The 26,791-nt window shown below is 58.9% G+C and carries 32 protein-coding genes, 1 tRNA gene and 1 pseudogene; 24 read left to right on the top strand and 10 right to left on the bottom strand.

All coding sequences use genetic code 11. The features are described 5' to 3' along the window. Nucleotide 1: 1 nt before the first annotated feature. Nucleotides 2-352, bottom strand: coding sequence for a hypothetical protein (locus ACOZK9_RS10010; RefSeq protein WP_058413998.1), 351 nt, complete (start codon nt 350-352; stop codon nt 2-4). A 212-nt stretch (nt 353-564) separates the two neighbouring features. Here ACOZK9_RS10010 and ACOZK9_RS10005 point away from each other — a divergent pair, with 212 nt between their 5' ends. The 10 genes from ACOZK9_RS10005 to ACOZK9_RS09960 all read left to right on the top strand — a co-directional run bounded on the left by ACOZK9_RS10005 (nt 565) and on the right by ACOZK9_RS09960 (nt 8,613). Beyond that, a complete protein-coding gene (locus tag ACOZK9_RS10005) occupies nt 565-867 on the top strand; it encodes a DUF1883 domain-containing protein (protein WP_058413999.1) in 303 nt (100 codons plus the stop codon). Between the two features lie 26 nt (nt 868-893). Beyond that, a complete protein-coding gene (locus ACOZK9_RS10000) occupies nt 894-1,064 on the top strand; it encodes a hypothetical protein (protein ID WP_421555754.1) in 171 nt (56 codons plus the stop codon). Between the two features lie 3 nt (nt 1,065-1,067). After that, nucleotides 1,068-1,733, top strand: coding sequence for a DNA oxidative demethylase AlkB (gene alkB, locus ACOZK9_RS09995; protein WP_421555753.1), 666 nt, complete (start codon nt 1,068-1,070; stop codon nt 1,731-1,733). Nucleotides 1,734-1,808: 75 nt separating this feature from the next. Further along, complete coding sequence (gene ada, locus ACOZK9_RS09990; RefSeq protein ID WP_421555752.1) at nt 1,809-2,891, top strand: bifunctional DNA-binding transcriptional regulator/O6-methylguanine-DNA methyltransferase Ada; 1,083 nt, start codon at nt 1,809-1,811, stop codon at nt 2,889-2,891. A 73-nt stretch (nt 2,892-2,964) separates the two neighbouring features. Then, nucleotides 2,965-4,020 (top strand): NAD(P)H-dependent flavin oxidoreductase, encoded by a 1,056-nt coding sequence (locus ACOZK9_RS09985; RefSeq protein WP_058414002.1) that lies wholly within the window; start codon nt 2,965-2,967, stop codon nt 4,018-4,020. Between the two features lie 143 nt (nt 4,021-4,163). After that, a complete protein-coding gene (gene modA, locus ACOZK9_RS09980) occupies nt 4,164-4,937 on the top strand; it encodes a molybdate ABC transporter substrate-binding protein (protein ID WP_421555751.1) in 774 nt (257 codons plus the stop codon). Further along, the gene (modB, locus tag ACOZK9_RS09975) at nt 4,938-5,618 is read left to right on the top strand and encodes a molybdate ABC transporter permease subunit (RefSeq protein ID WP_058414004.1); all 681 of its coding nucleotides are present in this window, start codon (nt 4,938-4,940) and stop codon (nt 5,616-5,618) included. A 5-nt stretch (nt 5,619-5,623) separates the two neighbouring features. After that, entirely contained in the window at nt 5,624-6,703 is a 1,080-nt protein-coding gene (gene modC / locus ACOZK9_RS09970) for a molybdenum ABC transporter ATP-binding protein (protein ID WP_421555750.1), read from the top strand. A 72-nt stretch (nt 6,704-6,775) separates the two neighbouring features. Further along, nucleotides 6,776-7,825 carry a DNA topoisomerase IB gene (locus ACOZK9_RS09965; RefSeq protein ID WP_421555749.1) on the top strand — a complete coding sequence of 350 codons (1,050 nt, stop codon included), beginning with the start codon at nt 6,776-6,778 and terminating at the stop codon, nt 7,823-7,825. A gap of 83 nt (nt 7,826-7,908) precedes the next feature. Continuing rightward, nucleotides 7,909-8,613 (top strand): YoaK family protein, encoded by a 705-nt coding sequence (locus ACOZK9_RS09960; protein WP_421555748.1) that lies wholly within the window; start codon nt 7,909-7,911, stop codon nt 8,611-8,613. A 145-nt stretch (nt 8,614-8,758) separates the two neighbouring features. Here the strand turns inward: ACOZK9_RS09960 and ACOZK9_RS09955 are convergent, their stop codons facing one another. Further along, on the bottom strand, nt 8,759-9,112 hold the full coding sequence (locus ACOZK9_RS09955; RefSeq protein ID WP_122251300.1) for a hypothetical protein: 354 nt from the start codon (nt 9,110-9,112) through the stop codon (nt 8,759-8,761). 109 nt (nt 9,113-9,221) lie between these two features. On the opposite strand from ACOZK9_RS09955, the gene ACOZK9_RS09950 reads away from it, so the two are divergent. Next, a complete protein-coding gene (locus ACOZK9_RS09950) occupies nt 9,222-9,479 on the top strand; it encodes a hypothetical protein (protein ID WP_058414009.1) in 258 nt (85 codons plus the stop codon). A 315-nt stretch (nt 9,480-9,794) separates the two neighbouring features. Here the strand turns inward: ACOZK9_RS09950 and ACOZK9_RS09945 are convergent, their stop codons facing one another. The 3 genes from ACOZK9_RS09945 to ACOZK9_RS09935 form a co-directional block, all read right to left on the bottom strand. Further along, the gene (locus ACOZK9_RS09945; RefSeq protein WP_058414010.1) at nt 9,795-10,106 is read right to left on the bottom strand and encodes an AzlD domain-containing protein; all 312 of its coding nucleotides are present in this window, start codon (nt 10,104-10,106) and stop codon (nt 9,795-9,797) included. After that, a complete protein-coding gene (locus ACOZK9_RS09940) occupies nt 10,103-10,807 on the bottom strand; it encodes an AzlC family ABC transporter permease (RefSeq protein ID WP_152745098.1) in 705 nt (234 codons plus the stop codon). Before ACOZK9_RS09940 ends, ACOZK9_RS09945 begins: the two co-directional genes overlap by 4 nt. A gap of 71 nt (nt 10,808-10,878) precedes the next feature. Beyond that, on the bottom strand, nt 10,879-11,094 hold the full coding sequence (locus ACOZK9_RS09935; RefSeq protein WP_058414012.1) for a hypothetical protein: 216 nt from the start codon (nt 11,092-11,094) through the stop codon (nt 10,879-10,881). A gap of 339 nt (nt 11,095-11,433) precedes the next feature. Between ACOZK9_RS09935 and ACOZK9_RS09930 the strand changes: the two genes are divergently transcribed. The 7 genes from ACOZK9_RS09930 to ACOZK9_RS09900 all read left to right on the top strand — a co-directional run bounded on the left by ACOZK9_RS09930 (nt 11,434) and on the right by ACOZK9_RS09900 (nt 18,860). Next, nucleotides 11,434-12,717 carry an arsenic transporter gene (locus ACOZK9_RS09930; RefSeq protein ID WP_058414013.1) on the top strand — a complete coding sequence of 428 codons (1,284 nt, stop codon included), beginning with the start codon at nt 11,434-11,436 and terminating at the stop codon, nt 12,715-12,717. A gap of 120 nt (nt 12,718-12,837) precedes the next feature. Continuing rightward, nucleotides 12,838-13,449, top strand: coding sequence for a LysE family transporter (locus ACOZK9_RS09925; RefSeq protein ID WP_058414014.1), 612 nt, complete (start codon nt 12,838-12,840; stop codon nt 13,447-13,449). A gap of 320 nt (nt 13,450-13,769) precedes the next feature. Beyond that, entirely contained in the window at nt 13,770-14,063 is a 294-nt protein-coding gene (locus ACOZK9_RS09920) for a hypothetical protein (RefSeq protein ID WP_058414015.1), read from the top strand. 235 nt (nt 14,064-14,298) lie between these two features. Beyond that, a complete protein-coding gene (mgtA, locus tag ACOZK9_RS09915; protein ID WP_421555747.1) occupies nt 14,299-17,007 on the top strand; it encodes a magnesium-translocating P-type ATPase in 2,709 nt (902 codons plus the stop codon). A gap of 65 nt (nt 17,008-17,072) precedes the next feature. Beyond that, nucleotides 17,073-17,420, top strand: coding sequence for a DUF2493 domain-containing protein (locus tag ACOZK9_RS09910; protein ID WP_058414017.1), 348 nt, complete (start codon nt 17,073-17,075; stop codon nt 17,418-17,420). An 18-nt stretch (nt 17,421-17,438) separates the two neighbouring features. Then, on the top strand, nt 17,439-18,260 hold the full coding sequence (locus ACOZK9_RS09905) for a hypothetical protein (RefSeq protein ID WP_421555746.1): 822 nt from the start codon (nt 17,439-17,441) through the stop codon (nt 18,258-18,260). Between the two features lie 72 nt (nt 18,261-18,332). Continuing rightward, nucleotides 18,333-18,860, top strand: a complete 528-nt coding sequence (locus ACOZK9_RS09900) for a DinB family protein (protein WP_421555745.1) — start codon at nt 18,333-18,335, stop codon at nt 18,858-18,860. Nucleotides 18,861-18,862: 2 nt separating this feature from the next. Here ACOZK9_RS09900 and ACOZK9_RS09895 read toward each other — a convergent pair whose 3' ends face one another. Next, nucleotides 18,863-19,411: a hypothetical protein gene (locus ACOZK9_RS09895; protein ID WP_421555744.1), complete on the bottom strand. Its 549-nt coding sequence runs from the start codon at nt 19,409-19,411 to the stop codon at nt 18,863-18,865. A 225-nt stretch (nt 19,412-19,636) separates the two neighbouring features. On the opposite strand from ACOZK9_RS09895, the gene ACOZK9_RS09890 reads away from it, so the two are divergent. The 4 genes from ACOZK9_RS09890 (at nt 19,637) to ACOZK9_RS09875 (ending at nt 21,238) form a co-directional block, all read left to right on the top strand. Next, nucleotides 19,637-19,723, top strand: a tRNA-Leu gene (locus ACOZK9_RS09890). A 165-nt stretch (nt 19,724-19,888) separates the two neighbouring features. Further along, nucleotides 19,889-20,098: a hypothetical protein gene (locus ACOZK9_RS09885; protein WP_058414019.1), complete on the top strand. Its 210-nt coding sequence runs from the start codon at nt 19,889-19,891 to the stop codon at nt 20,096-20,098. An 85-nt stretch (nt 20,099-20,183) separates the two neighbouring features. Further along, entirely contained in the window at nt 20,184-20,525 is a 342-nt protein-coding gene (locus tag ACOZK9_RS09880) for a hypothetical protein (RefSeq protein ID WP_122251296.1), read from the top strand. Between the two features lie 26 nt (nt 20,526-20,551). Then, nucleotides 20,552-21,238 (top strand): SOS response-associated peptidase, encoded by a 687-nt coding sequence (locus ACOZK9_RS09875; RefSeq protein WP_152745103.1) that lies wholly within the window; start codon nt 20,552-20,554, stop codon nt 21,236-21,238. A 164-nt stretch (nt 21,239-21,402) separates the two neighbouring features. Here the strand turns inward: ACOZK9_RS09875 and ACOZK9_RS09870 are convergent, their stop codons facing one another. Further along, nucleotides 21,403-22,170 (bottom strand): DNA adenine methylase, encoded by a 768-nt coding sequence (locus ACOZK9_RS09870; protein ID WP_058411393.1) that lies wholly within the window; start codon nt 22,168-22,170, stop codon nt 21,403-21,405. A 246-nt stretch (nt 22,171-22,416) separates the two neighbouring features. Between ACOZK9_RS09870 and ACOZK9_RS09865 the strand changes: the two are divergent. Together ACOZK9_RS09865 and ACOZK9_RS09860 are read left to right on the top strand one after the other, a co-directional pair. After that, nucleotides 22,417-23,202: pseudogene (locus tag ACOZK9_RS09865) on the top strand (MCP four helix bundle domain-containing protein); the annotation flags it as partial. Beyond that, a complete protein-coding gene (locus ACOZK9_RS09860; RefSeq protein ID WP_421555775.1) occupies nt 23,176-24,057 on the top strand; it encodes a methyl-accepting chemotaxis protein in 882 nt (293 codons plus the stop codon). The pseudogene ACOZK9_RS09865 and the gene ACOZK9_RS09860, both read left to right, overlap by 27 nt. A 288-nt stretch (nt 24,058-24,345) precedes the next feature. On the opposite strand, the gene ACOZK9_RS09855 is transcribed toward ACOZK9_RS09860, so the two are convergent. From ACOZK9_RS09855 to ACOZK9_RS09845, 3 genes are read right to left on the bottom strand one after another with little or no spacing between them, the layout of a single operon-like run. Then, a complete protein-coding gene (locus tag ACOZK9_RS09855) occupies nt 24,346-24,879 on the bottom strand; it encodes a glycoside hydrolase family 19 protein (protein ID WP_421555743.1) in 534 nt (177 codons plus the stop codon). A gap of 58 nt (nt 24,880-24,937) precedes the next feature. Next, on the bottom strand, nt 24,938-25,489 hold the full coding sequence (locus ACOZK9_RS09850) for a tail fiber assembly protein (protein WP_421555742.1): 552 nt from the start codon (nt 25,487-25,489) through the stop codon (nt 24,938-24,940). A gap of 3 nt (nt 25,490-25,492) precedes the next feature. After that, nucleotides 25,493-26,134, bottom strand: coding sequence for a hypothetical protein (locus ACOZK9_RS09845; protein WP_421555741.1), 642 nt, complete (start codon nt 26,132-26,134; stop codon nt 25,493-25,495). Nucleotides 26,135-26,791: the final 657 nt, after the last annotated feature.

Raw genomic sequence — 26,791 nt, 5'->3', positions numbered from 1 at the left:
CTCATCCAGAGATACAGTCTTCCCCGGCTTTTTTAACGTCACCCGGGCGAATAGGCACATTTGACATACTCTCATAGAGCTTGATGCTGCTGCCGCTGGAGCGGTCCTCGATTTCGAAGATCGCCGACGGGTCAGACGAGAATTTCTGCGGCACAATTACCTGCACACCGTCCTTGTGCGGTTCGATCTGCGGCGGGCGGCGAGTCGCGGCCAACTTGCGGACCACGCATGCGGCATACTCAGGCGGTTTTTTGCCTGAAATGACCACCAAGGTTGGCGGGGTCTGCTTGATATCTGCAACCGACGCACAGCCACCCAACGCCAAGGCAAGCACCAACACACTCCACTTCATACGAACACCTCCGATAAAGACCCTAGGACAGCGCCGAGAGAAAATTTCTCCCATCAATGTAGGACTTATCTCTAAAAACCTGAGAAATAACTGTTTTAAATTGTCGAACTCGTCGACGACGACCCGATAATAACCGCGCTAGGGCTGATAAACTCTATCTTATCCTACGTATCATTCTGATTTTTCAGAAAAAGCCCTTCTGGAGACACCCCATGAAATTCATCCACCAGCGCGAGCATCTCAACGAGGGCGACATCGTGGTCATCGAATGCTCGCAGACCTGCAACATTCGTTTGATGAGCGACGCCAACTTCCGCAGCTTCAAGAACGGTGGCCGCCACACCTACCACGGCGGCGCATTCGAGGACTTCCCGGCCAGAATCACCGCGCCGAGCACCGGGTTCTGGAACATTACCCTGGACGTGGTCACCCGCCGCGCCATCAGCGTTACCCGCAAGCCTGCTTTGTCCCACAAGATTCGCATCGTTCGTCGCACCAGCAGCAAACTGAGCTGATCCGAACACTCGACAGGAAGATAGCTGTGACCACCACGACTAAATACGTCATCAATTACAAGCTTAACGGCGAGCGCCGCTTTGAGTTCGCCCAATTGCATACCGATAGCGTCGATGAAGCCAAACAAGCACTGGCAAAAATGCACCAAGATGCCAGCGACGAAATCACCGATGTAAAAGTGAGCAAGGCGCTGTAAGCCATGCCAGGCCCTACTGCTGATTTGTTCGCCGATGACGCCCTGCAACAACCCGCGCGGCGCGAGCAGATTGGCGAAGAGTCTTACGTGCTCAGGGGCTACGCCCTGCCCTGGATTGAGCGCCTGCTGCCTGAACTGCGTCGGGTGCTGGCGCAGTCGCCGTTTCGGCAGATGGTCACGCCCGGCGGGTTTACCATGTCGGCGGCGCTGAGCAGTTGCGGCGAACTGGGCTGGACCACCGACAGTGCCGGTTATCGTTACAGCCCCCTTGACCCGCGCAGCCAGCAACCGTGGCCGGCGATGCCAGAGGCGTTGCGCCAACTGGCGATGCTGGCGGCGACAGACGCCGGCTTTGACGAATTTTTGCCGGACGCCTGCCTGATCAACCGCTATGTGCCTGGCGCTAAAATGTCCCTGCACCAAGACAAAAACGAGCGCTGCTACCGCGCGCCCGTGGTCTCGGTGTCGCTCGGCCTGCCGGCGATTTTCCTGTTTGGCGGCCACGCGCGCAGCGACAAGACGCAGAAGATCTCACTGTTCCATGGCGACGTGGTGGTCTGGGGCGGCGTTGATCGCCTGCGCTTTCATGGGGTGATGCCGATCAAGGAAGGTGTGCACCCGATCATGGGCCCGCAGCGTATCAACCTGACCTTTCGCACTGCCGGCTGATTTGACCGCAAGCTTGAGGGTGCCCAGCATGACCAACCCGGTTAATCTGCGCGTGACCCGTCAAGAGTGCAGGCCATGAGCAACCAACAAGACCCCCGCTGGGCCGCCATCGTCGCGCGCGACGCCAAGGCCGACGCGGTATTTGTGTATGGCGTAAAAACCACCGGCGTGTATTGCCGCCCCAGCAGTGCCTCGCGCTTGCCGCGCCCGGACAATATCGAATTCTTTGACAGCGCCGCCCTCGCCGAAGCCGCAGGCTATCGCCCGAGTAAACGCGCGCTGGGTGACCAGACTCAATTGGCCGCACACCAAGCGCAGTTGGTGGCGGATGCGTGCAGGCACCTGGAGCAGGCTGAAACGCCGCCCAACCTGGAAGCGCTTGCGCGCTTGGCCGGGTTAAGCCCTTTCCATTTCCATCGGGTGTTCAAAGGCGTCACCGGCCTGACGCCGAAGGGTTATGCCAGCGCCCTGCGTTCGCGCAAAGTACGTGATGGCCTGCACAGCCAGCACTCGGTGACCGAGGCGCTGTACGAGGCCGGCTTCAACTCCAACAGCCGCTTTTATGCCGCAGCCGACCAACTGCTGGGCATGAAACCCAGCGATTACAAAGCCGGCGGCAGCCACAGCCAGATTCTGTTTGCGGTGGGCCAATGCACGTTGGGCGCGATTCTGGTGGCGCAGAGCCAACGCGGCGTCTGCGCGATTTTGCTCGGGGACGACCCGGACACGCTGGTGCGCGAGCTGCAGGATAAATTTCGCAACGCCGAATTAGTCGGCGCAGATCAGGGCTTTGAACAGTTGATCGCCCACGTCGTGGGGTTTATCGAAGCGCCTGCGCTGGGGTTGAATTTACCGCTGGACTTGCGCGGCACCGCCTTTCAGGAGCGCGTGTGGCAGGCGCTGCGCGAAATTCCGCCGGGCAGCACCGCCAGCTACGCGCAGATCGCCCAGCGCATCGGCGCGCCCAAGTCGTTTCGTGCGGTGGCTCAGGCCTGTGCCGCCAACGCGCTGGCGGTGGCGATTCCGTGCCATCGCGTGGTGCGCAGTAACGGCGAACTGTCGGGCTACCGCTGGGGCATAGAACGTAAGCGCCAACTGCTGGAGCGAGAGCACGGCGGTGCAGAGCTTCACGAAACGTCGCCGTCGTCCAGTGAATAAAACGCACTGGCCGGGCGCCAAGCGCCCTGCTACAACAGCGCCACGCCTTACTGACGCTGGAGACGCATCCGCTATGAGCACCTGGCCAGACACTCGAATTCTCGACCTCTTGGGCATTGATTTGCCCATCATCCAGGCGCCCATGGTCGCGGCGACCACCACCGCCATGGTCAGCGCCGTGAATGCAGCGGGCGGCCTCGGTTCGATGCCGGCGGCCGGGGTGAGCATCGAGCAACTGCGCGAAGCCTTGACCACCCTGCGCCAGGCAAACGTGCGCCCGCTCAACGTGAATTTCTTCTGCCATCAACCGCCTGTGGCCGATGCACAACGTGACCGGCACTGGAAGGATTTGCTGGCGCCCTACTACCGCGAATTGGGCGCCGACTTTGACGCGCCGACCCCGGTGTCTGATCGCGCGCCGTTCAACGATGCCGCCTGCCAAATCGTTGAAGCGTTTCGCCCAGAAGTGGTGAGTTTTCACTTCGGCCTGCCGGAACAGGCCTTGCTCGACCGGGTAAAAGCCACCGGCGCCAAGGTGCTGTCGTCAGCCACCACCGTGGCCGAAGCCGTGTGGCTGGAACAGCACGGCTGCGACGCAATTATTGCGATGGGCATCGAGGCAGGCGGGCATCGCGGGTTGTTTCTCAGCGACGACCTGAATACCCAGATTGGCCTGATGGCACTGCTGCCGCAAATTGTCGACGCGGTCAGCGTGCCGGTAATTGCCGCAGGCGGCATCGGCGATGCACGCGGGGTTGTCGCGGCATTCGCGCTTGGCGCATGCGCCGTGCAGCTTGGCACCGCGTACCTGTTTACAGACGAGGCCAACATCAGCGCTTCCCACCGGCATGCGTTGCAACACGCGCAAGCCAGCGACACCGCGTTGACCAACCTGTTTACCGGCCGCCCGGCGCGCGGCATCGTTAACCGCGTAATGCGTGAACTCGGCGCGATCAACCCGGCAGCGCCTGCATTCCCCACCTCGGGCGGCGCGTTGATGCCGCTCAAAGCGCTTGATGAAGCGGGTTTTAGCAACCTGTGGTCGGGCCAGGCACTGCGCTTGGGCAAACACATGTCCGCTTACGACCTGACGCGCGAATTGGCCGAGCACGCGCTGGCCAGGCTGTAGCGTTTCAACACTGAGGCGGGTTGCCTGGAGAACTTTGCACTGTACCGGCGATGGCCAACCGCTATATATTCCCGTACATAGCGGTAAAGCCACCTGCCTATAACGCAACGTACAATCCTCGCCTCATAAAAAGGAGCTGCTTCATGATGATCCGCGCCTCACGCCTGGCCCCGACTGCCCTGGCCAGCCTGATTGCCGCCTTCGCCTTTGGTTCGGCCCACGCCGATGAAGTGCAAGTCGCCGTCGCCGCCAACTTCACGGCGCCGATCCAGGCGATTGCCGCCGACTTCAAAAAAGACACCGGCCACACACTGGTCGCCGCCTACGGTGCCACCGGCCAGTTCTATACGCAGATCAAGAACGGCGCGCCGTTCGAAGTGTTCCTCAGTGCGGACGACACCACCCCGCAGAAGCTCGAAAGCGAAGGTGACACGGTCAAAGGTTCGCGCTTCACCTACGCCGTCGGCACGCTGGCGCTGTGGTCGGCAAAAGAAGGCTACGTGGATGCCAAGGGCGATGTGCTGAAGAAAAATGACTTCAAGCACCTGTCCATCGCCAGCCCGAAAGCTGCGCCGTACGGCCTGGCCGCCACCCAAGTGCTGGCCAAGGAAGGCTTGACCGAGAAGGTCAAGGACAAGCTGGTCGAAGGCCAGAACATTACCCAGGCCTACCAATTCGTATCCACCGGCAATGCCGAGCTGGGTTTTGTGGCGCTGTCGCAGATTTACAAGGACGGCAAAGTCACAAGCGGCTCGGCCTGGATCGTCCCGGCGTCGATGCACGACCCGATCAAGCAGGACGCGGTGATCCTCACCAAAGGTAAAGACAGCGCCGCAGCCAAAGCCCTGGTTGAATACCTCAAAGGCCCGAAAGCCGCTGCGGTGATCAAGGCCTACGGTTACGAGCTGGCCAACTAAATGCCGCTGTCGAGTGCCGATTTTTCGGCGATCTGGCTGACCATCAAGCTGGCGTCACTGACCACCGTGATTCTACTGATCATCGGCACTCCGATTGCGCTGTGGCTGTCGCGCACGCGTTCCTGGTGGCGCGGCCCGATTGGGGCCATCGTCGCCCTGCCGTTGGTGCTGCCACCGACGGTGATTGGTTTTTACCTGCTGTTGAGCATGGGCCCGCATGGCTATTTCGGCCAGTTTACCCAATGGCTGGGGCTGGGCACGCTGACGTTCAGCTTCGCCGGGCTGGTGATTGGCTCGGTGATCTACTCCATGCCGTTTGTGGTGCAGCCGTTGCAAAACGCCTTCTCCGCCATCGGCACCCGTCCATTGGAGGTGGCCGCGACCTTGCGGGCGAATCCGTGGGACACCTTTTTCACGGTGATTTTGCCGCTGGCGCGCCCCGGGTTTATCACCGCCTCAATTCTTGGCTTTGCGCATACGGTGGGCGAATTTGGCGTGGTGCTGATGATCGGCGGCAACATCCCGGACAAAACCCGCGTGGTCTCGGTGCAAATCTACGACCACGTCGAAGCCATGGAATATGCCCAGGCGCACTGGCTCGCGGGCTCGATGGTGGTGTTCGCGTTCCTCGTGTTGCTGGCGCTCTACTCCAGCCGTAAAACCAAAATGGGCTGGAGCTGACCACGATGATAGACGTACGACTGCACCTCAACTATGCAGGCTTTGCGCTGGACGTCGACCTGCATCTGCCCGGCCGTGGCGTGAGCGCGCTGTACGGGCATTCCGGCTCCGGCAAAACCACCTGTCTGCGCTGCATCGCCGGGCTGGAGCGCGCCGAAGCCGGGTTTGTGCAGGTTAACGATGAGGTCTGGCAAGACAGCCGTCACGGGCTGTTTGTGCCGCCACATAAACGCGCACTGGGTTATGTGTTCCAGGAAGCGAGTCTTTTTCCGCACCTGTCGGTGCGGGCTAATCTTGAGTTCGGTCTCAAGCGCATACCGCGCCAACAGCGGCGGGTGGACATGGCCCAGGCCACCGAACTGCTCGGCATCGGCCACCTGCTTGAGCGCCATCCGCAGCACTTGTCCGGCGGTGAGCGCCAGCGCATCGGCATTGCGCGCGCGCTGCTCACCAGCCCTAAATTGTTGTTGATGGATGAACCGTTGGCGGCCCTCGACAGCAAACGCAAAGGCGAAATACTGCCTTACCTCGAACGCCTGCACGACGAGTTGGACATACCGGTGCTGTACGTCAGCCACGCGCAGGACGAAGTAGCGCGGCTGGCGGATCACATCGTGCTGCTCAGCGACGGCAAAGCCCTGGCCAGCGGCCCGATCGGTGAAACCCTGGCGCGGCTCGACCTGCCGCTGGCGTTGGGCGACGACGCCGGCGTGGTGATCAATGGCACGGTCAGCGCCTACGACGCGCACTATCAACTGCTGACCCTGCAGTTGCCTGACAGCCCGCTGCAGATGCGCGTGGCCCACGCGCCGCTGGCGTTGGGCAAACAGTTGCGGGTCAAGGTGCAAGCGCGCGACGTCAGCCTCAGCCTGCAGGCGCAAGAGCCGAGCAGCATCCTCAACCGTTTGCCGGTGACGGTCACCCAAGACATCGCGGCGGACAACAGCGCCCACGTGCTGGTGCGCCTCGACGCGGGCGGCACGCCGTTGCTGGCGCGCATCACGCGCTTCTCCCGCGACCAGTTGCACCTGCACCCCGGCCAGCAACTGTGGGCGCAAATCAAGGCGGCGGCGGTGCTGGCCTAACTAATTGGCACGCGCGCAAAACTCTGCGGTCAATCAGACATACCGGCCTGATCTTGCCAAGGAATTTGCACCATGCCCGACTCTGCGATGCTTGCCGACCTGCCCCGTGACCTGCATTACGTTGACGATACTCAGCCCGGCATCCGCCGTAAAAAACTGCGCGGCAAGTTCCAGTACGTCGACGCTAAAGGCCAGCGCATTACCGATAAAGATGAGATCAAACGCCTGAACGCATTGGCCGTGCCGCCCGCCTACACCGATGTGTGGATTTGCGCCGACGCGCGTGGCCATCTGCAAGCCACCGGGCGTGATGCGCGCGGCCGCAAGCAGTACCGCTACCACGCGCGCTGGCGTGAGGTGCGCGACACCGACAAGTATTCGCGCCTGCAAGCGTTCGGCGAGGCCTTGCCCAAGCTGCGCAAGCAACTGGAAGCACAAATCGCCGAGCCAGGGTTTACCCGCGAAAAAGTTCTCGCCACCGTGGTGATGCTGCTCGACGCCACGCTGATTCGCGTCGGCAATACCCAGTACGCGCGCGACAACAAATCCTACGGGCTGACCACCCTGCGCAACCGCCATGTCGACGTCAAAGGCAGCGAGATTCAGTTCCAGTTTCGCGGCAAAAGCGGGGTTGAGCATCAAATCAGCGTCAAGGACCGGCGCTTGGCCACGGTGGTCAAGCGCTGCATGGAATTGCCTGGGCAAAACCTGTTTCAGTACCTGGACGAAGACGGCGAGCGGCACACCGTCAGCTCGCATGACGTCAACGCCTACCTGCACAGCCTCACCGGCGCCGACTTCACCGCCAAGGATTACCGCACCTGGGCCGGCACCGCGCTTGCGCTCGCGGTGTTGCGCGAGCTGGAATGGCAGCCGGAATCGGATGCCAAGCGCCACGTGGTAGCGATGGTCAAGGACGTCGCCAAGCAACTCGGCAATACCCCGGCGGTGTGCCGCAAATGTTATATCCACCCTGCCGTGCTCGAGCATTTCAGCTTGGGTGAGTTGTCGAAACTGCCCAAACCTCGGGTGCGCAAGGGTTTAAAAGCCGAGGAAGTCGCGCTGGCGATGTTTCTTGAGCAGTTGGCGGCGGACTTGCCGAACAAAGCCAAAGCGAGTTAGCCGCTGATGCTCTGAAGCCATTGCGCAGCCAATCAAAGCGTCTTACGGTAGTGGCCAAATAATCCCACCCGGAGCCCGGCCGCATGCTGCCGTCGTCGCGCAAGCCTTACGCCAACGCCGCACTCGCGCATCGCCATCGATGGCGCGGCCGGGTCGGCTTGATGCTGGTGGCCAGCCTTTCGGTGCTGGCAGGCATGACCGATGCCATCGGGTTTATGGCCAGCGGCGATTTTGTCTCATTCATGAGCGGTAACACCACGCGCCTGGCCGTGGCGATCAGCGCGGGCGACCTCGGCCTGACGGGGCGTTTGCTGTTGCTGGTGGCGACGTTTGTTGTCGGCAATGCGTTGGGTGTGGTGGTCAGCCGCATCAGCCGGCGGCATGCCCTGCCCTTGCTGTTATGCATCGCCGCCTTGCTGTGCGGCGGCGCCGTGTGGCCTGCAAACGATGCGTTGCCTGCGCTGTTGGCGGCGATTGTCGCGATGGGCATGCTCAATGCTGCCGTCGAAGAGGTCAACGGCCTGCCGGTCGGCCTGACTTATGTGACGGGCGCGTTATCACGCTTTGGGCGCGGGCTGGGCCGCTGGGTGCTGGGAGAAAGGCGCAATGGCTGGCGGGTGCAACTGATTCCGTGGGGCGGGATGTTTTTGGGCGCGATCATCGGCGCACTGCTGGAGCAGCAACTGGGGCTTAAGGCGTTGCTGGTGAGTGGTGTATTGGCCGCGGTGCTGGGGCTGGTGTCGCTGAAGATTCCGCGGCGCTGGCACTTGGGTTACATGCCGCGATAAGCCGGTAAAGACGCTCGCCCGACGTTTGGGCCTCGACGTCCGTGTACTGGTAAAGAGCTTTGGCGTCGAGCGAGCGGTGTGAATCATAGGCCAATGCTCGGCGGCTGTCCCGCCGGGCATTTCCGAATATCACGCAGGCAACGGATTAAAGGCAGGTCGCGAGAGCGGCCAAGCGACGTTTGGCCGGCATCGTGTCGTCGCCAGCAAAGTAATTGACGGTAGCACCGGCGCCAGCGCTGCGCACGTCGGCAAAATAATCGCCGCCAGTGGTGTACACCGTGAAACCGCCAGCCTCGATCGGCTCCTTGAAGCCACCCGCGTCAACCCCGAACACGGCCTCGTCCTGCCAGCCGAACTGGATGCATTGCGCAACCACCAACGGCGCCTTCTGCGAAGCCAGGGTTTTGTAGGGCACGCCGGTGCGCGCTTGGGTCATCTTCGAGCTCGCGCAACCGGACAATGCTGCCACTATTAATGCGCCAATTACCAACGTTCGCATGCCATCGCCTCCTTGGAAAAACCGCGACTCTACCATTAGCAGGCGACACCCAAGCATTATTACGTCACCCTGTCGCCTACTTGTGACTGCACCTTTACCTGGAAAACCGATGACGCCCAACGCCGAACGCTATAACCCGTCCACCGACTACGCCGACAAGCTGATCAGCCGCATCGGCCAGACGCCAACGTGGATTGCCAAACGCATCGGCGTCACAGACAAGCGCATCCGCTACATACTCGATGGCGAGCGCACTGTGAAGGGCGAAAGCACGCCGATCCAGATGACCTACACCGAGCAGTTTGCGCTGGAGTGCCTGGCGGCAGAGGCCAAGGCCAAGAAGAAGCCAGTTCCGGCGGCTGAATAAATTTAGTTTCACTGTGAAGGGAGATTGCGCCGCTTATAGTGAGCAGGCTCATTTTTTAGAAGTCTCCCTTCTGCCCGCCCTCCCGCGGGCTTTTTTTTGCCTGCCGGTCGTGGTTTAACGGGGCGACTTGGATCAAAAGCGGGGTTTGCATGCACAGCAGATCTGCTTTTTTGCTTTTTGTGGGAGGGGGCTTGCTCCCGATAGCAGTGTGTCAGTTGAAAAATATTTACCTGACACACCGCAATCGCGAGCAAGCCCACACAGTTTGACCATATTCTGTTTGGGGGATGGGGTCGGCTTTTGAGCCGCCTGCATTCAGAGCCACCAGCGCAGCAAATAGAATATCGCCATGCTCAGCAGCACCGTGATTAATACGCTGCGCGTGTAAACCATCAACGCCACGGCGCAAACACCCGCCAGCATGTACGGGTTGGCCAAACTCACGTTAAGCCTATGCTCGGCAAGAAAAATGATCGGCCCGCAAATCGCCGTCAACATCCCCGGCACTGCAAACCCCAGAAACTCGCGCACGCCGCGATTGAGCCGCACCGGCAAGCGTGGTTCGATAAACAGGTAGCGGTTGAGGAACACCACCAAACCCATCAGCACAATCATGCCGTAAATCATCGCTGTGCTCCCCCCGCCAGTCCCAGCCGCTTGCACGCATAACCCGCGCTCATCCCCAGCACACCCGACACCACCACCGCCGACTCCCAGTGCAAGTAACTCAGCCATACCGAAAACAGCAGCGAAACAGCGACGCAGACCACGGTGGGTACATCGCGCACCACCGGGGTGATCAACGCGATAAACGTCGCCGCAATCGAAAACTCCAGCCCCAACTGGTCAAGGCCCGGAATGCTTTTGCCGAGCACGATGCCCGCCAAGGTGAAGAGGTTCCAGGCGATATAAAACGTCAGGCCGACGCCCAGCGCATACCAGCGGTTGAAGGTTTGACGGTCGTAATGGTTGACCAACGCAAAGAACTCGTCCGTCAACAAGAACCCCAGGCTCATGCGCCAGCGCGTATTGAGCGCCGACAACGTGGGGCGCATGTGCATGCCGTAGAGCAAGTGCTGGGACGTCAGCAACAAGGTGGTCAGTACAATCGAAATCAGGCTGGCGCCGCTTTTGACCATGCCGATAGCCACCAGTTGGGCAGCCCCGGCGAACACGATGGCGGACAAACCCTGAGCTTGCAGCGGGGTAAATTGCGCATCAATGGCCATCGAGCCGGCCAGCAGCCCCCACGGCGCACAGGCCAGGGACAGCGGAATAACGGCAATCGCACCGCGACCGAAGGCGTAATAAGGCAGGGTTGCAGGCATGGACACGGCTCATCGACAGACAGTCGACAAGCATGCCAGCGTCATGCGGTGGTTGTCTTGAACGATCTTGCTCAGGCGAGCTTTACCGACACCAGTTCTACCGAGTCGCGCGCCAGGCGCAGCTCGTGAGCGTCTTGGTTGAGACGATGAATCGTATTGAGCAGGCGTTGACGCAGCACTTCATCGCCGAGTTTTTCGACGGCGCGCATCAGGTCAAACGCCGCCGTTTCGTTATTATCGGCGACGGCATCAAGGGTCTTGCGCAGGTTGCGAGTGGCACGGGTCACGCTGGCGTTTCCTTCTTTAGCAGTGGGAGGCACTTTAGGACATTCGTGTTTCAGTTTAATTTCAAACACTTGTGGTCGATTTACGCGCATTTGATCCACGTCAATCGAACTCGGGATTTTCCCTACGTACAGACATATGCGTATTCACAAAGGCGTAGGGGAATGCCCGGCCGGTGCCCTCCGCGTGCGATTGAGGTTATTCACTCTGCGCGCCGGCGAACTTTGTGCGTACGAACTGATCCATGCCTTGGCTACGCAACGACGCAAAGCGTCTTGCGGCAATGGGCAACAGACCACAACGGGCAAGCACGTGCTGCTGAGCCCCCGGAGCGTTTATTCATGCTTGTCGCACTTGCGATTTTCATTTTCACCATCGTGTTGGTCATCTGGCAGCCCAAGGGCCTGGGCGTCGGCTGGAGCGCAACGATGGGCGCGATCCTGGCCCTGGCCCTTGGCGTCGTCAGCCTGGCTGACATTCCGGTGGTGTGGCACATCATCTGGAACGCCACTGGCACCTTTGTCGCGCTGATCATCATCAGCCTGTTGCTCGATGAAGCCGGCTTTTTTGCCTGGACCGCCCTGCACGTGGCGCGCTGGGGGCGTGGGCGCGGCCGACGCTTGTTCGCCTATATGGTGCTGCTCGGCGCGCTGGTGTCGGCACTCTTTGCCAACGACGGCGCGGCGTTGATTCTGACGCCCATCGTGATGTCGATGCTGCTGGCGTTGCGTTTTTCACCGGCCGCCACGCTGGCGTTCGTGATGGGCGCGGGGTTTATCGCCGACACCGCGAGCCTGCCGCTGGTGGTGTCGAACCTGGTGAACATCGTCTCGGCGGATTACTTCAAGATCGGCTTCAACCAATACGCCGCCGTCATGGTGCCGGTGAACTTCGTCAGTGTGGCGGCCACGCTCGCGGTACTGATGTGGTTTTTCCGCCGCGATATTCCGCAGACCTACGACCCGGCCGACCTGGAAGAACCGGCGAGCGCCATCCGTGACCGTGGGACTTTTCGCGCTGGCTGGTGGGTACTCGGTATTTTGCTGGTCGGCTGTTTCGCGCTGGAACCGCTGGGCATTCCCATCAGCGCGATTTCCGCCGTGTGCGCGGTGTTGCTGCTGGTGATCGCCGCCAAGGGCCACACTATTTCCACGCGAAAAGTGCTGAAGGACGCACCCTGGCAGATCGTGATCTTTTCCCTCGGCATGTATCTGGTGGTCTACGGCCTGCGCAACGCGGGCCTCACGACCTACCTGGCGACCTGGCTCGACACCTTCGCTACCTACGGCGTATGGGGCGCGGCCATGGGCACCGGGGTGCTGACGGCACTCTTGTCGTCGGTGATGAACAACTTGCCGACGGTGTTGATCGGCGCGCTGTCCATCGAGTCCAGCCATGCCGTGGGCGTGGTCAAGGACGCGATGATCTACGCCAACGTGATCGGCAGCGACCTTGGCCCCAAAATCACCCCCATCGGCAGCCTGGCCACGTTGCTGTGGTTGCATATTCTGGCGCGCAAAGGCATCACCATCACGTGGGGCTACTACTTCAAGGTCGGGATTGTGCTGACCTTGCCGGTGCTGTTGATCACCCTCGCGGCGCTGGCCTTGCGCCTGAGTGTGTAAGCGCTCGACTGAGTTGACGGCTGCAGGAGCGCACGCTGCGGCCGTCAACGCGCCAACCGATACTCGATTTTGCCACCGCTGCCGTCGTATGCTTTTGCACTTTGTCGAAAGGACGCGGGCATGTTGACGATCTTTTTTTACGCACTGGTGTTCGGTTTTGTATTTTGCCTGTCGCCGGGGGCGGTGCTCGCGGAGACCTTGCGCCGTGGCCTGCTGCAAGGCTTTACCCCGGCATTGCTGGTGCAAGTCGGTTCGCTGGTCGGCGACGCGGTGTGGGCGGTCATTGGCCTCACCGGTATTGCGCTGTTGATCCAGCATGACGCGGTGCGTGTGCCACTGACCATCGTGTGCGCGCTGTACCTCGCGTGGCTGGGCGTGCGCAGCCTGATCGATGCCTGGCATTTGCCACAAGAAAGCAGCGCACCGGCCGGCAGCGCGCAGAACGCGCTGGCGGTAGGCGCCGCGATTTCCCTGGCCAACCCTAAGAACATCGTTTATTGGGGCGCGCTGGGCAGCGCGTTGTCCGGCATCGTTGGCGCGACGCCGAGCCATGCGCAGACACTGACGTTTTTTGCAGGCTTCATGCTGGCGTCGGTGCTCTCGTGTTTTCTGACGGCGGCACTGGTCAACCTATTGCGCAAGAATGCATCGCCATTGTGGCAGCGCGTCAGTTATGCACTGTGCGGGCTGGTACTCTTGTATCTGGCTGTTCTGGCTGCACGCGGTGTATGAAGTTACAGTGCGCGAGTAACTTGTGAGTGCAGCGTGTCTGAATAAACTCTGAACACCGCAAGGTTTAATTAATCTTGCGTTGACATTTTGTAAGCGCCTGAGTAAATTCCCCCTGCCCGCAACTGGGGCCTTTTTTAAACCTCACAAAAGAAGCCAATGGACACAGTATCTAGTCGCTGCTCGAGCACCGCATCAGCGGGCATCGGGCGCCAAACCCAGAATATGACAGGACTCGCCGTTTCGGTCCGGTAAGCTGCGCTAGAGCTTGATGCTCCACCGTAACTGCCTCACCGGTCGCCCGTCCGGTCCCGAGGTGTGTTATGACCTTCCAACTGATTGCTTTGCCCGATGTACGCACACTGGCCGCCGCCCTGCGCGCCAAGTTGCGCCGCGAGCCCGTGGGCTTTTCGCCTACCCGCTCGACCTTTGCTGCACCCTCCCCTCAAGTACGCCCGGCGCCCCCGCTGGCGCACTGGCGCGCCTGCCCTGTCAGCGGCCAATTGCTGCAGCAGTGGGAGCACGCCGATCCTCAAGACCCGCAGAGACCGAAGGTTTCCACGCGGGCTCAAGCAGGCCTGATGCTCGGTGTTTACCTGAGCCATCGCGCCGCCTGAACCGGCTGGAAACAGCAACTTGCGCATAACCGTTCTGGCGTTCTTTATGAACATGGCCAGGCGTAGCCCGCTGCGCGTTAGTTAATTAACGCCTGCGTGGCGGGCACTGTAGAAGTTAAGTAACTCTCTTATTTAAACCGATCGCAAAGTTTGCGGCTCGGCATGCTTTCGCTTGCCTGTCATCAGGTAAGTACCGGGCATGTTTTGTCGTGAATTGGCGACAGGAGTACACACAATGAGCGCCGTAAAAAACACGCCTCTGCACACCAAAAATGGCACCGACACTGCACTCTCGATGCGTGCCGCGCGTGAAGCCCGCAACGGCCTCTCGGCGACCCTCGCCAACGTGCGGGCCACGCAGGATGGCCTGACCGAGCTGGACGCCAGCGCACGCCTGCAACGCGAAGGCTATAACGAGGTGGCGCATGACAAGCCGCCGCACGCCATCGTGCAGTTCCTGCAGGCACTCAACAACCCGTTCATCTACGTGTTGCTGACCCTGGCCGGCATCAGCTTTGTCACCGACTACTGGCTGCCATTGCAGGCCGGTGAAGACGTCGACCTGACCAAAGTCATCATTATCATGACCATGGTGCTGCTCAGCAGCCTGCTGCGTTTTTGGCAGGAACACCGCTCCGCCAAATCCGCCGAAGCCCTCAAGGCCATGGTGCGCACCACCGCCACCGTGCTGCGTCGCGAGCAAGTCGGCGCCGCACCGACCCTGCGCGAAGTGCCAATGCGTGACCTGGTGGCCGGCGATATTGTGCAGTTGTCTGCCGGCGACATGATCCCGGCCGACATTCGCCTGATCGAATCGCGCGATCTGTTCATCAGCCAGGCCGTGCTGACCGGCGAAGCGTTGCCGGTCGAAAAATACGACACACTCGGCGACGTCACACAGAAATCTGCCAGCTCATTGGCGGTCGACCAGGGCAACCTGCTGGACCTGCAGAATATCTGCTTCATGGGCACCAACGTGGTCAGCGGCCGGGCCAAGGCCGTGGTGGTTGCCACGGGGCCACGCACCTACTTTGGCTCGTTGGCCAAAGCGATTGTTGGCTCCCGGGTGCAAACCGCGTTCGATCGCGGGGTGAACAGTGTCAGTTGGTTGCTGATTCGCTTCATGCTGGTGATGGTGCCCATCGTGTTCCTGCTCAATGGCTTCTCCAAAGGTGACTGGGGCGATGCCTTCCTGTTTGCCCTGGCGGTTGCCGTCGGCCTGACCCCGGAAATGCTGCCGATGATCGTCAGCGCCAACCTGGCCAAGGGCGCCACGGCCATGGCCAAGCGCAAAGTGGTGGTTAAACGCCTCAATGCGATCCAGAACTTCGGTTCGATGGACGTGCTGTGCACCGACAAGACCGGCACCCTGACGCAGGACAAAATCATCCTCGAACACCACGTCAATGCGGCGGGTCAGCGCGATGACGCGGTGCTGTCGCTGGCGTGGCTGAACAGCTTTCACCAGAGCGGCATGAAAAATCTGATGGACCAGGCCGTGTTGCAGTTCTCGGAACAAAATCCGAAGTTCAAGGTGCCGTTTGCCTACAGCAAGGTCGACGAACTGCCGTTCGACTTTGTGCGCCGTCGCCTGTCGATCGTGGTCAAGGACGCCGCTGGCGATCAACTGCTGGTGTGCAAGGGTGCGGTGGAAGAGATGCTGAGCATTTCCACCCACGTGATGGAAGCCGGCGAAGCGTTGCCGCTGGATGATCGCCGCCGTGAAGCGCTGCTGGCACTCGCCAATGACTACAACGAAGACGGCTTCCGTGTGCTGGTGGTCGCGACGCGCAACATTCCCAACGCACTGGCGCGCCAGCAATACACCACGGCCGATGAGCGCAACCTGGTCATCCAGGGCTTCCTGACCTTCCTTGATCCACCCAAGGAAACCGCAGGCCCGGCGATTGCGGCACTGCAGCAAATCGGCGTGGCGGTCAAAGTGCTGACCGGCGACAACGCCGTGGTCACCCGCACTATCTGCCGCCAGGTCGGCCTCGACCCAGGCCAGCCACTGCTGGGCGTTGAAATCGAAGCAATGGACGACGCGACCCTGCTGCGCCGCGTGGAAGAACGCACGGTGTTTGCCAAGCTCACGCCGTTGCAAAAATCGCGGGTGCTCAAAGCGCTGCAAGCCAATGGTCACACGGTCGGCTTCCTCGGCGACGGCATCAACGATGCACCGGCGCTGCGCGATGCCGACGTGGGCATTTCGGTCGACAGCGGCACGGACATCGCCAAGGAGTCGGCCGACATCATCCTGCTGGAAAAGAGCCTGATGGTGCTGGAAGAAGGTGTGCTCAAGGGCCGCGAAACCTTCGGCAACATCATGAAGTACCTGAACATGACCGCCAGCTCCAACTTCGGCAACGTGTTCTCGGTGCTGGTAGCCAGTGCATTCATTCCCTTCATGCCGATGCTGGCCATTCACCTGCTGCTGCAAAACCTGATGTACGACGTCTCCCAGCTCGCGTTGCCGTGGGACAAGATGGACAAGGAATACCTGGCCAAGCCGCGCAAGTGGGACGCGAAGAACATCGGCCGCTTCATGATCTGGATCGGGCCAACTTCGTCGATCTTCGACATCACCACCTTTGCGCTGATGTGGTACGTGTTCTCGGCCAACAGCGTGGAAATGCAGACCCTGTTCCAGTCCGGCTGGTTTATCGAGGGGCTGCTTTCGCAAACCCTGGTGGTGCATATGTTGCGCACGCGCAAGATCCCGTTCTTCCAGAGCACCGCCGCCTGGCCGGTGTTGATGATGACGTGCGTGGTGATCGCACTGGGCATCTACGTGCCGTTCTCGCCGCTGGGCACACTGGTAGGCCTGCAGCCGCTGCCGCTGGCGTACTTCCCATGGCTGGTCGGCACCCTGCTCGCTTACTGCTGCGTCGCCCAACTGATGAAAACGATCTACATCCGCCGCTTCAAGCAGTGGTACTGATCACCCCCGCCGTTTAAACGGTGGCGGTCGCCCGGCCGCCACCGCGCAATAAAAGGAACGCCCGCATGCGCGTCTTGATCTGTGCAGGTCGTCATTACGCCGACAGCAAAAAATCCCGCCAAGTACTGGACGCCTACCACCGCCTGCGCCCGGTGCAGGTATTGATACACGGCGGCAACCAGTTCCTCGGCAGTGACATTGAGGAATGGGCGCGAGAAATCGGCATCGACGTGGTGCGCTACCCGCCCAACTGGCAACGCCACGGCAAGCAGGCGGAACGCCAGCGCAACCATTTCATGCTCACCGACAGCCGCCCCGATGTGGTCATCGCCCTGCCGGGTGGTGACGACACTTCACAACTGATCTGCCAGGCAAAAGCCTGCGGCATTTCGGTGCTCACCGTAGAAAGCTGACTTCAAGCGAGGTGCATCATGCACAAAAAAACCAACCCAAAGCGGCAGGACGGGTTCGCCAAATACCGCGCGCGTCACTACCGCGGCGCTCGCCATACCCTGCTGTTGTTGCCACCGGCCAAGCGCCGCGCACTGCAGCGTAACCTGACCTTTATCGGCGTAACCCTGGGCCTTGTTTTGCTGATTGCGCTGTGTTCAAAGGCTCACGCGGCCGGCGGTGCTTATGCCGTCGACGACGGCGCGGTGAACGCGCCGGGAGAATGCAACGTCGACGTTTGGTACACCGCCGACCGGCACGCAGGCCGTGTGCATAGCCAAACCCTCAACCCCGCATGCACGTTCAGCGCACTGCCTGCCGTGCAATGGAGCGCGGCGCTGTCTCGCGCCAGCGACACCGGCGATGCCCAGAGCCAGGTCAGCCCGCAAGTCAAGGCGCAGGTTTGGTCACAGGAAGATTTGGGCCTGCAAATGGCGGTGTCGGCAACCGGTCATATTGCCGTCAACCGCGCGCATGCGTTCGACGGCGCGGACTTCAACCTTCCGCTGACCTGGCAACCGGTAGAAGCGCTGCGCCTTAACCTCAATGGCGGCTGGATGCATGCGTATGACGGCGGCGAGCAAAACCATCGCCTGACATGGGGCACCGGCTTCGAATATCAGTTGGCGGACGCGCTGACGCTGATCGGTGAGCGTTACGGCCAGGCAGGCGGCGACCAAGCGTGGCAAGCCGGGCCGCGATTGCACGTGGGCAAACTGATCGACGTAGACCTAATCGTCGGGCAAAGCCTCAGCGGTGACCGCAACCAATGGCTGACCACCGGCGCCACCGTGCGGTTCTAAGCGTTAGCTGGCATGACTGCCAGGCAAGCACGCTCTATGATGGCCCCACCGCGCCATCCAGAGAGCACGCACGTGAACCGCATTGAGCACATTACGTTGATGGCCGAGTACAACCAGTGGATGAACCGCAAGGTTTATGCGGCCGCCAGCACACTGACGGACGCCGCGTTAGCGGTGGATAGACAGGCATTTTTCGGCTCGATTATCGGCACGCTGAATCATCTGGCGTTAGGCGATACAGTCTGGCTGAAGCGCTTTGCCGAGCACCCGGCAGGTTTTGATGCGTTGGCGGCATTAAGCTCCGTCGCCACGCCTCGCGATCTGAAGGCGTTGGCGTTTGCTGATATTCGTGAGCTGTCGGCCCATCGCGCCTGGCTCGATCAACTCATCATCGATTGGGCGCAAAGCCTGCGCGAACCGGACCTGGATCACCGCCTGACGTACCACAACATGCGCGGCGTTGGGACCAACAAGCCGTTCTTCGGCTTGTTGGTGCATTTTTTCAACCACCAGACCCATCATCGCGGCCAGGTAACCACGCTGTTGACTCAGGCCGGAGTGGATGTAGGCGATACCGACCTGCTGGCGCTGATCGACTGAACTTATTTGACCTTGCTGCTTAACGTGTCGATGCTTCGCTTGAGGTCACTGATAGTGCGGTTCTGATCACTGACATCGCTTTTCAGGCGGGACAGATCACTGGAGCTGGAACTCGAATTGGAATTTGATTTGCTTTTCAAGTCTTCCACTTCGCTTTTCAGCTTGTCGATGGCGCTCTTCTGATCTGCAACCGTACGCTTCAGGTCCGACAATTGACTGTCACTGGCGCTTGAGCTTGACCCGTCCTTACGCTTGAACTCGTCGAAATAGCGCGCCTGCTCTTGCAGCTTGCTGTTCAAGCGCAGCAACTCCTGGTGATCACTTTTCTGGCCGTCCAGCAGCTTTTCAAGATCGCCCACGCTAAACGCGGTGGTAGACAACACGCGCTTCGCGCCCTCTGATGAACTGGTCGTGAGCTTATCGCCACTGCCTGGTCCGAAACTTCCCCACTGCACCTCACTTCCCGCCTGCGCCGTATTTACCCCTGTGGCGACCAACAGCCCGATTACGCCTGCAGCAATCATCCAAGAAGGCTTGCGAACACTGAGCATCAACTGATTCCTTTCCATAATGCCGGGATGGCATATCGCTATGACTGCGATTACCAGACCTTGTTCCCGCGCCTCCAGGATGTTTCGCAACAGACTAAAAATCGCCTGTAGATCACTGATCTACCGAGCTTTTTCAGGCAATCTTTTGTACAAGAAAGGCACCCTGTGACCTTGCATCGAAGCGCCCGGGTCTATATATTCCCAACCCTGCTACACCGCGCTACCGCCCGAATGGCGAAACTGGTAGACGCATGGGACTTAAAATCCCCCGCTCGTAAGGGCGTCCCGGTTCGATTCCGGGTTCGGGCACCATACATATCAAGGGCTTGCATGATGAACTTCATGCAGGCCCTTATCTTTAACGCTTCGCAATTTCCAAGCTTGCTCCGCAATTCCCCTCTCCGGCGTTCTGCCGACTCAAATCAAACCCTCCGTTTCGCCAACTGCTACGCTGTTCACTCCACCAGAGGAACACCGATGCCTAACTCAGACCTAATGCCCTCCCTTCTCTCCAAGCTCTACGAAAACCAGCTGGCTCTCGAATCCGCGATCATGGAGATTTCAAACTGGGTCGAGCAGCGCGGCTCAGCCGAAGTTTCCGAAAACGTGCGCGGCGCACTGCACACCATTGACGCTAATGAGGACTTCGTAAAGCTGACCTTGGCAGTGTTGATGGCGCCTGATTAAGACAGCACTGCAGCTCGTCGCCTCGAATAGCGCCATGCCCCAACCTCGATTACTGTGCATGCATACAGTATTCGGAATAGCCACCATGGACATTATTGACGAAGACACCTTCGGGTGGCTCGGGCTTCCTACGCCTCTCGAAATGTACAAGCAGCATTGCCTGTTGCTTGAAAACGAGATACGGGAATTGAACTCGCATCTGCGAAAAGCGCGAGCAGACGTTTTCTGCATCAGCCAGACGCTGCTGGAAACTCAGGCTAAGAACGCTGAGTTTTCTGGATACCTACGGGAAAGAGGTGCCGAAGCGGCGGTTATGCGCAAACAGTTAGAAGAGCTCACCACAGCGAACAGAGTAGGCAAGCGAGAATTGGACGAACTGCGCAGGATCGTAAATGAAATGAGGCCTCGCCCAACCACGATTGTCTAAGCTCAATTCAACATTGAGGAATAGCCATGTGTGGAAGACTGACGCAGTACCGGGGAATTCACGACTTCGTTGCGGCGCTGAGCATGCCCAATGCTCTGGCGAACTCTGTGGGCGAATTGCCCCTAGAGCGCTACAACGTCGCCCCCACAACTCAGGTCGCACTGCTCCACATCCAGGGCGAGCTGCTACTGGCCGATCCGGTGCGCTGGGGTTGGAGGCCGCATTGGGCCAAAGACCGCGCCGCGCCGATAAACGCGCGCGTCGAGAAGGTTGCTCACGGTCCATTCTTCCGGGCGATATGGCCGCATCGGGCAATCACGCCAATCGATAACTGGTTTGAGTGGGTGGATGAAGGCGGACCGAAAAAGCAGCCCTACCTGATCCGACGGCGGGATGGCGCACCATCACTGTGCGCAGCCATTGGTCAACTGCCTGACTCCGATGAGGGGCCGGGCGAACATGACGGCTTCGTGATCATCACCGCCGACAGCGCAGGTGGAATGGTGGACGTGCACGACCGGCGACCCGTTGTGCTGACGCCGGAATTGGCGCGTGAATGGCTTGACCCGGCCACACCCAAAGAGCGAGCCGAGCAGATGGTTCTGCACCAAGGCGAACCGTCAGAGGTCTTCGAGTGGTTCAAGGTCGACACAGCCGTTGGCAATGTGCGGAACAAAGGGCCGGAGTTAATTCAGCCCATCACTGCGCAGTAGCCCTGAAGTAAGCCTGGCAAGCTCGGAACGAGGACGCGGCAGAGCCTGGAATAATTTGCGCCGGCTTTTGCGCGCCGCTGTCTAGGGCTCCTGTTCCATCTTCTTTACATGGATTGAGGGCATTTTTTCATGCCCTCCGATGCAAAAGTCCAGGCACCCACTGGCTACCAGCTCATGATCGCCAACTCGCCAGTCACAGCGGCAGATGCCTTCCTCGGGTTGGCCGTGGTGTAACGAATATCCATCGCCTCCACGCGAAACCCCTCAAACACCCGCCGAATATCTGGGTGATCATTGATGCTCACCATTACCTTGCCTTCGCAGCTGCGCATGAACTCTGCCATGCGCTCGTATTCCTCGAAACCAAACTGGCCACCATACCCAGCGGTCTGCCAGTAAGGTGGGTCCATGTAATGGAAGGTGTGCGGCCGGTCGTATTTAACTGCGCACTTGAGCCAGGGAAGGTTTTCAACGTACGTGCCAGAAAGCCGTTGCCAAGCCTCTGACAAGTTTTCCTCGATCCGAAGAAGGTTGATAGGTCGGCCCGTGGTCGCAGTGCCGAAGGTTTGCCCGGTGGTTTTGGCGCCGAAGGCGTGCTGCTGGAGATAAAAGAACCGCGCAGCCCTCTGTATGTCCGTCAGTGTTTCCGGCACAGCCATTTTCTGCCACTCGAAGATTTGCCGCGAGCTGAGCGCCCACTTGAACTGGCGAATGAATTCCTCGAGGTGGTGTTGGACGACACGGTACAGGTTAATCAGGTCGCCATTCAGGTCGTTAAGCACCTCGACTTTGGCGGGCTGCTCGCGCTTGAAGTACAGCGCCGCGCCGCCAGCGAAAGCCTCAACGTAGCATTCGTGATCAGGGAACAGCGAAAGCAGGCGTTTCGAAAGGCGGCGCTTGCCGCCCATCCATGGAACGATTGGGTTTGTCATTTGCAATCCTTTGCAATGGGCTTTGGTGGTGGTTCCTATTTGCAGCTGATCGTCCGTAGCTGATCAAGCCGCGTTGTAAAGCTATGGCTCATCATTTAGAGGCGAATACCCCAAGTCTGGTTAGCGATAATCGTCATCTCTTACCGTCTGTCGTCGATCACTCAAGTGAATGGCTATCCGCGCTGATACAGATAATGGTCCAGAAATTTCTGGGGTTCAGGACAATCCATTAACGGTAGGCGCTTTATGAACCTTTTGCGTAACACTAAACTCGGGCCCAGGATGGTCACCGCCTTCGCAGCGTGTGCTGTAATTACTTTACTTGTAGGGTTGGTAGGTCGATCGGGGATAAATACGCTTAGCGATAGCCTTGACGGTGTTATATCTAACAACCTCGTATCAGTATACAAAACAAGCAACGCTCGGGCAAACGCTATTGCCCACTACCGGGACATACATCGTGCCCTTTTGTTAAAATACACTAAAGCACCAGCATCTCAATACAACGATACTGTAAAGTCCATAACAGATAACCAGAAAGAGGTAGAACAGCTTTTCAATGAGTATCGTCAGACACCGCTTGCTGACGATGAGAGAGCGGCCGGAGACAAATTCGAAAAAGACTGGCCAACTTACATTCGCATTTCAGATCAAATAATTTCTCTAATAACCCAGGGGAATCTTGATGGCGCTGCGGAGCTTCTGGACAAAGAAGGAGTGACTGCTTATAACACTGTAAATGATGAATTAAAAATTATCGTGAAATCAAATAACGACCAGACTGGCCAAGCGGCCGAAAGCGCAACACGCTCAGTATCCAAAGCTATTTGGAGCTTGGGCATTGGTGTCGTAATAGCTTTCATTGCAGCCATAATGCTAGGTATTTTGATCACGCGTTCTATCACCAGGCCACTTTCCAGCGCGCTTAAGAGTGCAGAGCAAATAGCCGATAGAGATCTGTCAAGGGTAGTGATAGTTGACGGGCGTGATGAGGTCAGCGATTTGATGGTCGCCCTTTCCAAGATGCAGAAAAATTTAAGAGATACTGTAACAGAAATCGGAAGCGCAGCAGATCAACTAGCATCAGCATCTGAAGAGTTGAATGCAGTTACTGAAGAGAGCTCGCGAGGTCTGCTACGACAAAACGATGAGATTCAGCAAGCTGCTACTGCGGTTAACGAAATGACCGCAGCCGTTGAGGAAGTCGCTCGCAACGCGACGGGCGCTTCCGAAGCCTCGGAGCAGGCAAGTTGTAATGCTATTGAAGGACGAGATCAAGTTAGAAATGCAGTAACCTCTGTCACCGCAATGGCAGATGAGATCTCTAGCTCTACAGAAAAAGTAGAAAACTTGTCGAATCGTATAAGTGAAATTACGAAGATTCTTGATGTAATAAGGGCCATCGCGGAGCAAACAAATTTGCTAGCCCTTAATGCTGCTATTGAAGCGGCCCGAGCGGGGGAGCAAGGAAGGGGCTTTGCTGTAGTGGCAGATGAGGTACGTGCTCTTGCTCACCGCACTCAAGCATCCACTACAGACATCGAATCTATGATGAAGCAGGTTAGAACCGGTGCTGACGAAGCAGTGATGGCAATGGTCAAGAGCAAGCATTTAGCATCAAAAACTCAAGCGGAGGCCATCGAAGCAGGTAACGCGCTTAATCGCATTACTGACGGAGTATCAATTATCAATGAAAAAAACATGGTTATTGCCAGCGCTGCTGAAGAGCAAGCTCAGGTAGCGAGGGAGGTAGATAGAAATCTGGTGAACATTCAAGACCTCTCAACTCAGACAGCAACTGGAGCGCACCAGACCAATGCATCAAGCTCTGAACTGTCCAGGCTTGCAAGCTCATTTGGAGTGCTTATAGGAACTTTTAAAATCTAGATTTTTTTTAGTTCTCTAGCCGTGTAGTTATTTTTTTGGAAAGCCCATTTTTTCCAATAGCTTAGGTACGAGGTATTTATTACTCGCTACCTTGGCAAGAGATGGTAGCAATCAGTTCATCTTCGTTGAATTGCTGCGCGCGGCGCAGCATTTCAACCTTATGCTGAAACTGACCATGGCGCGAGATCTATCAGTCAATCGCATGGTCGTAGACCGCGACAAACTCACCAGATAATCGCTGCAACGTTTGCCGTCAGCGCCGAATCAAACCCACAAAGCTCAAGGGCGTCATGCCAGCACCGCCAGCGCTTTGTCGTACAGCGACCGGCGATCTGCCAGGCCGTTGATGCCGCCGTTGATTCGGCGTGTGATTTTTACGAACTCCCCTTCGTCAGCGATGGTATTCAGCCCTCGCGTCGACCAAAACCAAGCCGCCGACATCGCAGCATGCTGCGGCTGCTCGAGCAGCTCCGGGTGATTGATCAAGTCCAGACCCAGCGATTCGCCGCAAGCGGCGTAATTGGCGCGCCCGGTGATCTGGATCAGGCCACGGCCACGGTACTTGGAGCCGTCACCCTTTACGGTATTGCCCAAGTCCTCCCGGCCCTCGTATCCAAGCTGCTGGGCGGTTGGCCCCCAAATTTCCCGCACGTAATGCAACTGGCCAGACTCGTGGCCGATCTGAGCAATAAACGCCGAGGCGCGCGCCGTGCCCACAACCGCGTACCGGTTCATGGCCGCGTTTAGAGCGGATACAAAAACGCCGGCTTGGCGGCCGGCGTTCGGGAGGATTTTCAACAACTGCTGCTCGGTGATCGGCATGGCTTTCTCCAGGCGAAAAAAAACCGCTCGGCGGCGGGTATTAGTGCGAACGCGGGCTCTACTGGGGAGCCTCGGGCCACGCAATGGCCTGCGGGTAACCGGGCTGATCGGGCACTCGGTTGAGTGCGACACGAAACTTCTTCCAGGATGTCAGCATTGCCAAATCTGAAGCGGTCGCGTCGTCAACATCGACCGCGTCCTGCAAAGGCGCGATTGCGTGGTCAGCGGCCGCGCGCAAACGATTGATCTCAGCCTGCGCATCCACCATCGGATCGGCGGCCGGCGGCGGGACGACGATCACCTCCAAGTCCGGTACCAGGATGTGCAGCGTGATCATTGTTTTCAGGTCATACGGCTCGCCATCCATCGTGACAGTGATGGTCAACAGCCCATCGTCGAAGGACGTATCGACCAGCGCCTGGCTTTCCGACGGGTGCAGTGAAAAGCCCCACCCCTGATCCAGTGGCGGAAACGGCACCATGCCCAGGGAACCCGTCACGCAGTAAACACCCACATCTTTGCGATAACTACCAACATCGAAGCCGCCAAGTGAGGTCAGGTCGTACATCGCGCCCGTAGAACCCACGATATTGATTGCTGCTCTTGCCATGCTTTAGATCGCCTTGAGGGTGCCGTCTTGGGCACGGGTGGTATTGCCGTCGTGGTAGATCTTGCGCCACGGGTCGCCGCCGCCGTTGCCGGCAGTAGTGCGGAACATGAGGTTCATGCTGCCGCCGGTAACGACTTGGGCTACCAGGTCCATCGCACAGTTCTGGTAAGGATACTGAGCCCTGATACCCGCCCAGTACGCACCGCCGGAAGGGACCACCGTTGTGCTGTCGCCGTAATTGATGAAGTGGCTGCCTTGCTCAATAAAGGCTGAGTTGCCGACCATGGGCGCCGGTGCGCTAACGTCCTGAACATTGCCTGCGGCACTGCCAATGGTTTTGAGCGCGGCGCTGCCGAGCGCCAGGTTTGCGCGTGCTGCGGCCGCCGAGGTTGCGCCGGTACCGCCGTTGGCAACGGGTACCACGCTCATGCTGGCCACCGGGCCAAGCCCTGCCAGTGTCGCGCCCCACTGCTGCACCATCTGATTGACCGCATCGGCCAGCGCCTTGGGATAGCCGTTTACGGGCACGATGCCGTAGGTAGCACCGGCGGCGCTCACGCCACGGTAATTGGGGGAAATCGATACCGATGTATCGCTCACCGGGTTGGTTACCTGATAGATGCCGCTGTCAGGACCGACAAACATATCGCCCGGTCGGCAATTAGAAAACTTTGTACCGGCTCCGGTTACTACGGCGCTGCCGTTGGTAACTGTGACCGTCCCTTCTGTGTACCAAGAAGCCATATGTTTCTCCAGGCAAAAAAATACCCGCATCGCGGGTTATGTAAGTTGTTTATTGAAACAAGTATCAGGTGCCGGGCAGCCGGGCAAATACTGCGCCGGGCGATCCCATGTCTGACCATGCGCCTTGCGCTGTTATCCCGAACACTTGCAAGCAGCGCTCAGCATGGCTGAATCTAACTCCTATCTGAGTCCATCCAACTACCTGAGGTGTAAGTAGCCCTCTAGAAAAAGGATTTATCATAAAGTACTCGTCAGACAGCAAGGGAGCCGTTAGCGCGCTTCTCCAGTAGTAGCCATTAGTGATAGCGTTGATCACTACCCGCCCTTGGAATGACCAGGAATGGCTGGCACGACTGAATAGAACCGGCACGGCGCCGGAATCATAAATAAGGCTTCGGTCGGCGGCCCACATTCTCATTCCGTAAGTGTCTGTGCTTTTTGACGCAAACACGGCGGCGAACCACTTTCCATTCGGCCGCATATCTGTTTGTAGTGAGACTATCTGGAATCCCGTCCAGGCTCCAGCGGAGCCCAGTATGGTCATACTCGTATAAAGGT

The organism is Pseudomonas kitaguniensis (genome assembly GCF_049199985.1).
Lineage (GTDB): Bacteria > Pseudomonadota > Gammaproteobacteria > Pseudomonadales > Pseudomonadaceae > Aquipseudomonas > Aquipseudomonas kitaguniensis.
The sequence above is the reverse complement of the archived record's forward strand: the minus strand, read 5'-3'. Positions and strand labels throughout refer to the sequence as shown.

Coding starts and splice junctions, on each gene's coding strand:
- ACOZK9_RS09855 (WP_421555743.1), bottom strand. CDS start 24,879: ATGCCGATCACCGAGCAGCAGTTGTTGAAAATCCTCCCGAACGCCGGC.
- alkB (WP_421555753.1), top strand. CDS start 1,068: ATGCCAGGCCCTACTGCTGATTTGTTCGCCGATGACGCCCTGCAACAA.
- ACOZK9_RS09910 (WP_058414017.1), top strand. CDS start 17,073: ATGCGCGTCTTGATCTGTGCAGGTCGTCATTACGCCGACAGCAAAAAA.
- ACOZK9_RS09925 (WP_058414014.1), top strand. CDS start 12,838: ATGTTGACGATCTTTTTTTACGCACTGGTGTTCGGTTTTGTATTTTGC.
- ACOZK9_RS09895 (WP_421555744.1), bottom strand. CDS start 19,411: ATGCTCAGTGTTCGCAAGCCTTCTTGGATGATTGCTGCAGGCGTAATC.
- ACOZK9_RS09960 (WP_421555748.1), top strand. CDS start 7,909: ATGCTGCCGTCGTCGCGCAAGCCTTACGCCAACGCCGCACTCGCGCAT.
- ACOZK9_RS09845 (WP_421555741.1), bottom strand. CDS start 26,134: ATGTTTGTCGGTCCTGACAGCGGCATCTATCAGGTAACCAACCCGGTG.
- ACOZK9_RS09880 (WP_122251296.1), top strand. CDS start 20,184: ATGGACATTATTGACGAAGACACCTTCGGGTGGCTCGGGCTTCCTACG.
- ACOZK9_RS09870 (WP_058411393.1), bottom strand. CDS start 22,170: ATGACAAACCCAATCGTTCCATGGATGGGCGGCAAGCGCCGCCTTTCG.
- mgtA (WP_421555747.1), top strand. CDS start 14,299: ATGAGCGCCGTAAAAAACACGCCTCTGCACACCAAAAATGGCACCGAC.
- ACOZK9_RS09985 (WP_058414002.1), top strand. CDS start 2,965: ATGAGCACCTGGCCAGACACTCGAATTCTCGACCTCTTGGGCATTGAT.
- ACOZK9_RS09885 (WP_058414019.1), top strand. CDS start 19,889: ATGCCTAACTCAGACCTAATGCCCTCCCTTCTCTCCAAGCTCTACGAA.
- ACOZK9_RS09875 (WP_152745103.1), top strand. CDS start 20,552: ATGTGTGGAAGACTGACGCAGTACCGGGGAATTCACGACTTCGTTGCG.
- ACOZK9_RS09860 (WP_421555775.1), top strand. CDS start 23,176: ATGGTCGCCCTTTCCAAGATGCAGAAAAATTTAAGAGATACTGTAACA.
- ACOZK9_RS09930 (WP_058414013.1), top strand. CDS start 11,434: ATGCTTGTCGCACTTGCGATTTTCATTTTCACCATCGTGTTGGTCATC.
- ACOZK9_RS09955 (WP_122251300.1), bottom strand. CDS start 9,112: ATGCGAACGTTGGTAATTGGCGCATTAATAGTGGCAGCATTGTCCGGT.
- ACOZK9_RS09920 (WP_058414015.1), top strand. CDS start 13,770: ATGACCTTCCAACTGATTGCTTTGCCCGATGTACGCACACTGGCCGCC.
- ACOZK9_RS10010 (WP_058413998.1), bottom strand. CDS start 352: ATGAAGTGGAGTGTGTTGGTGCTTGCCTTGGCGTTGGGTGGCTGTGCG.
- ACOZK9_RS09965 (WP_421555749.1), top strand. CDS start 6,776: ATGCCCGACTCTGCGATGCTTGCCGACCTGCCCCGTGACCTGCATTAC.
- ACOZK9_RS09950 (WP_058414009.1), top strand. CDS start 9,222: ATGACGCCCAACGCCGAACGCTATAACCCGTCCACCGACTACGCCGAC.
- ACOZK9_RS09945 (WP_058414010.1), bottom strand. CDS start 10,106: ATGATTTACGGCATGATTGTGCTGATGGGTTTGGTGGTGTTCCTCAAC.
- ACOZK9_RS10005 (WP_058413999.1), top strand. CDS start 565: ATGAAATTCATCCACCAGCGCGAGCATCTCAACGAGGGCGACATCGTG.
- ACOZK9_RS09940 (WP_152745098.1), bottom strand. CDS start 10,807: ATGCCTGCAACCCTGCCTTATTACGCCTTCGGTCGCGGTGCGATTGCC.
- ada (WP_421555752.1), top strand. CDS start 1,809: ATGAGCAACCAACAAGACCCCCGCTGGGCCGCCATCGTCGCGCGCGAC.
- ACOZK9_RS09850 (WP_421555742.1), bottom strand. CDS start 25,489: ATGGCAAGAGCAGCAATCAATATCGTGGGTTCTACGGGCGCGATGTAC.
- modB (WP_058414004.1), top strand. CDS start 4,938: ATGCCGCTGTCGAGTGCCGATTTTTCGGCGATCTGGCTGACCATCAAG.
- modA (WP_421555751.1), top strand. CDS start 4,164: ATGATGATCCGCGCCTCACGCCTGGCCCCGACTGCCCTGGCCAGCCTG.
- ACOZK9_RS09905 (WP_421555746.1), top strand. CDS start 17,439: ATGCACAAAAAAACCAACCCAAAGCGGCAGGACGGGTTCGCCAAATAC.
- modC (WP_421555750.1), top strand. CDS start 5,624: ATGATAGACGTACGACTGCACCTCAACTATGCAGGCTTTGCGCTGGAC.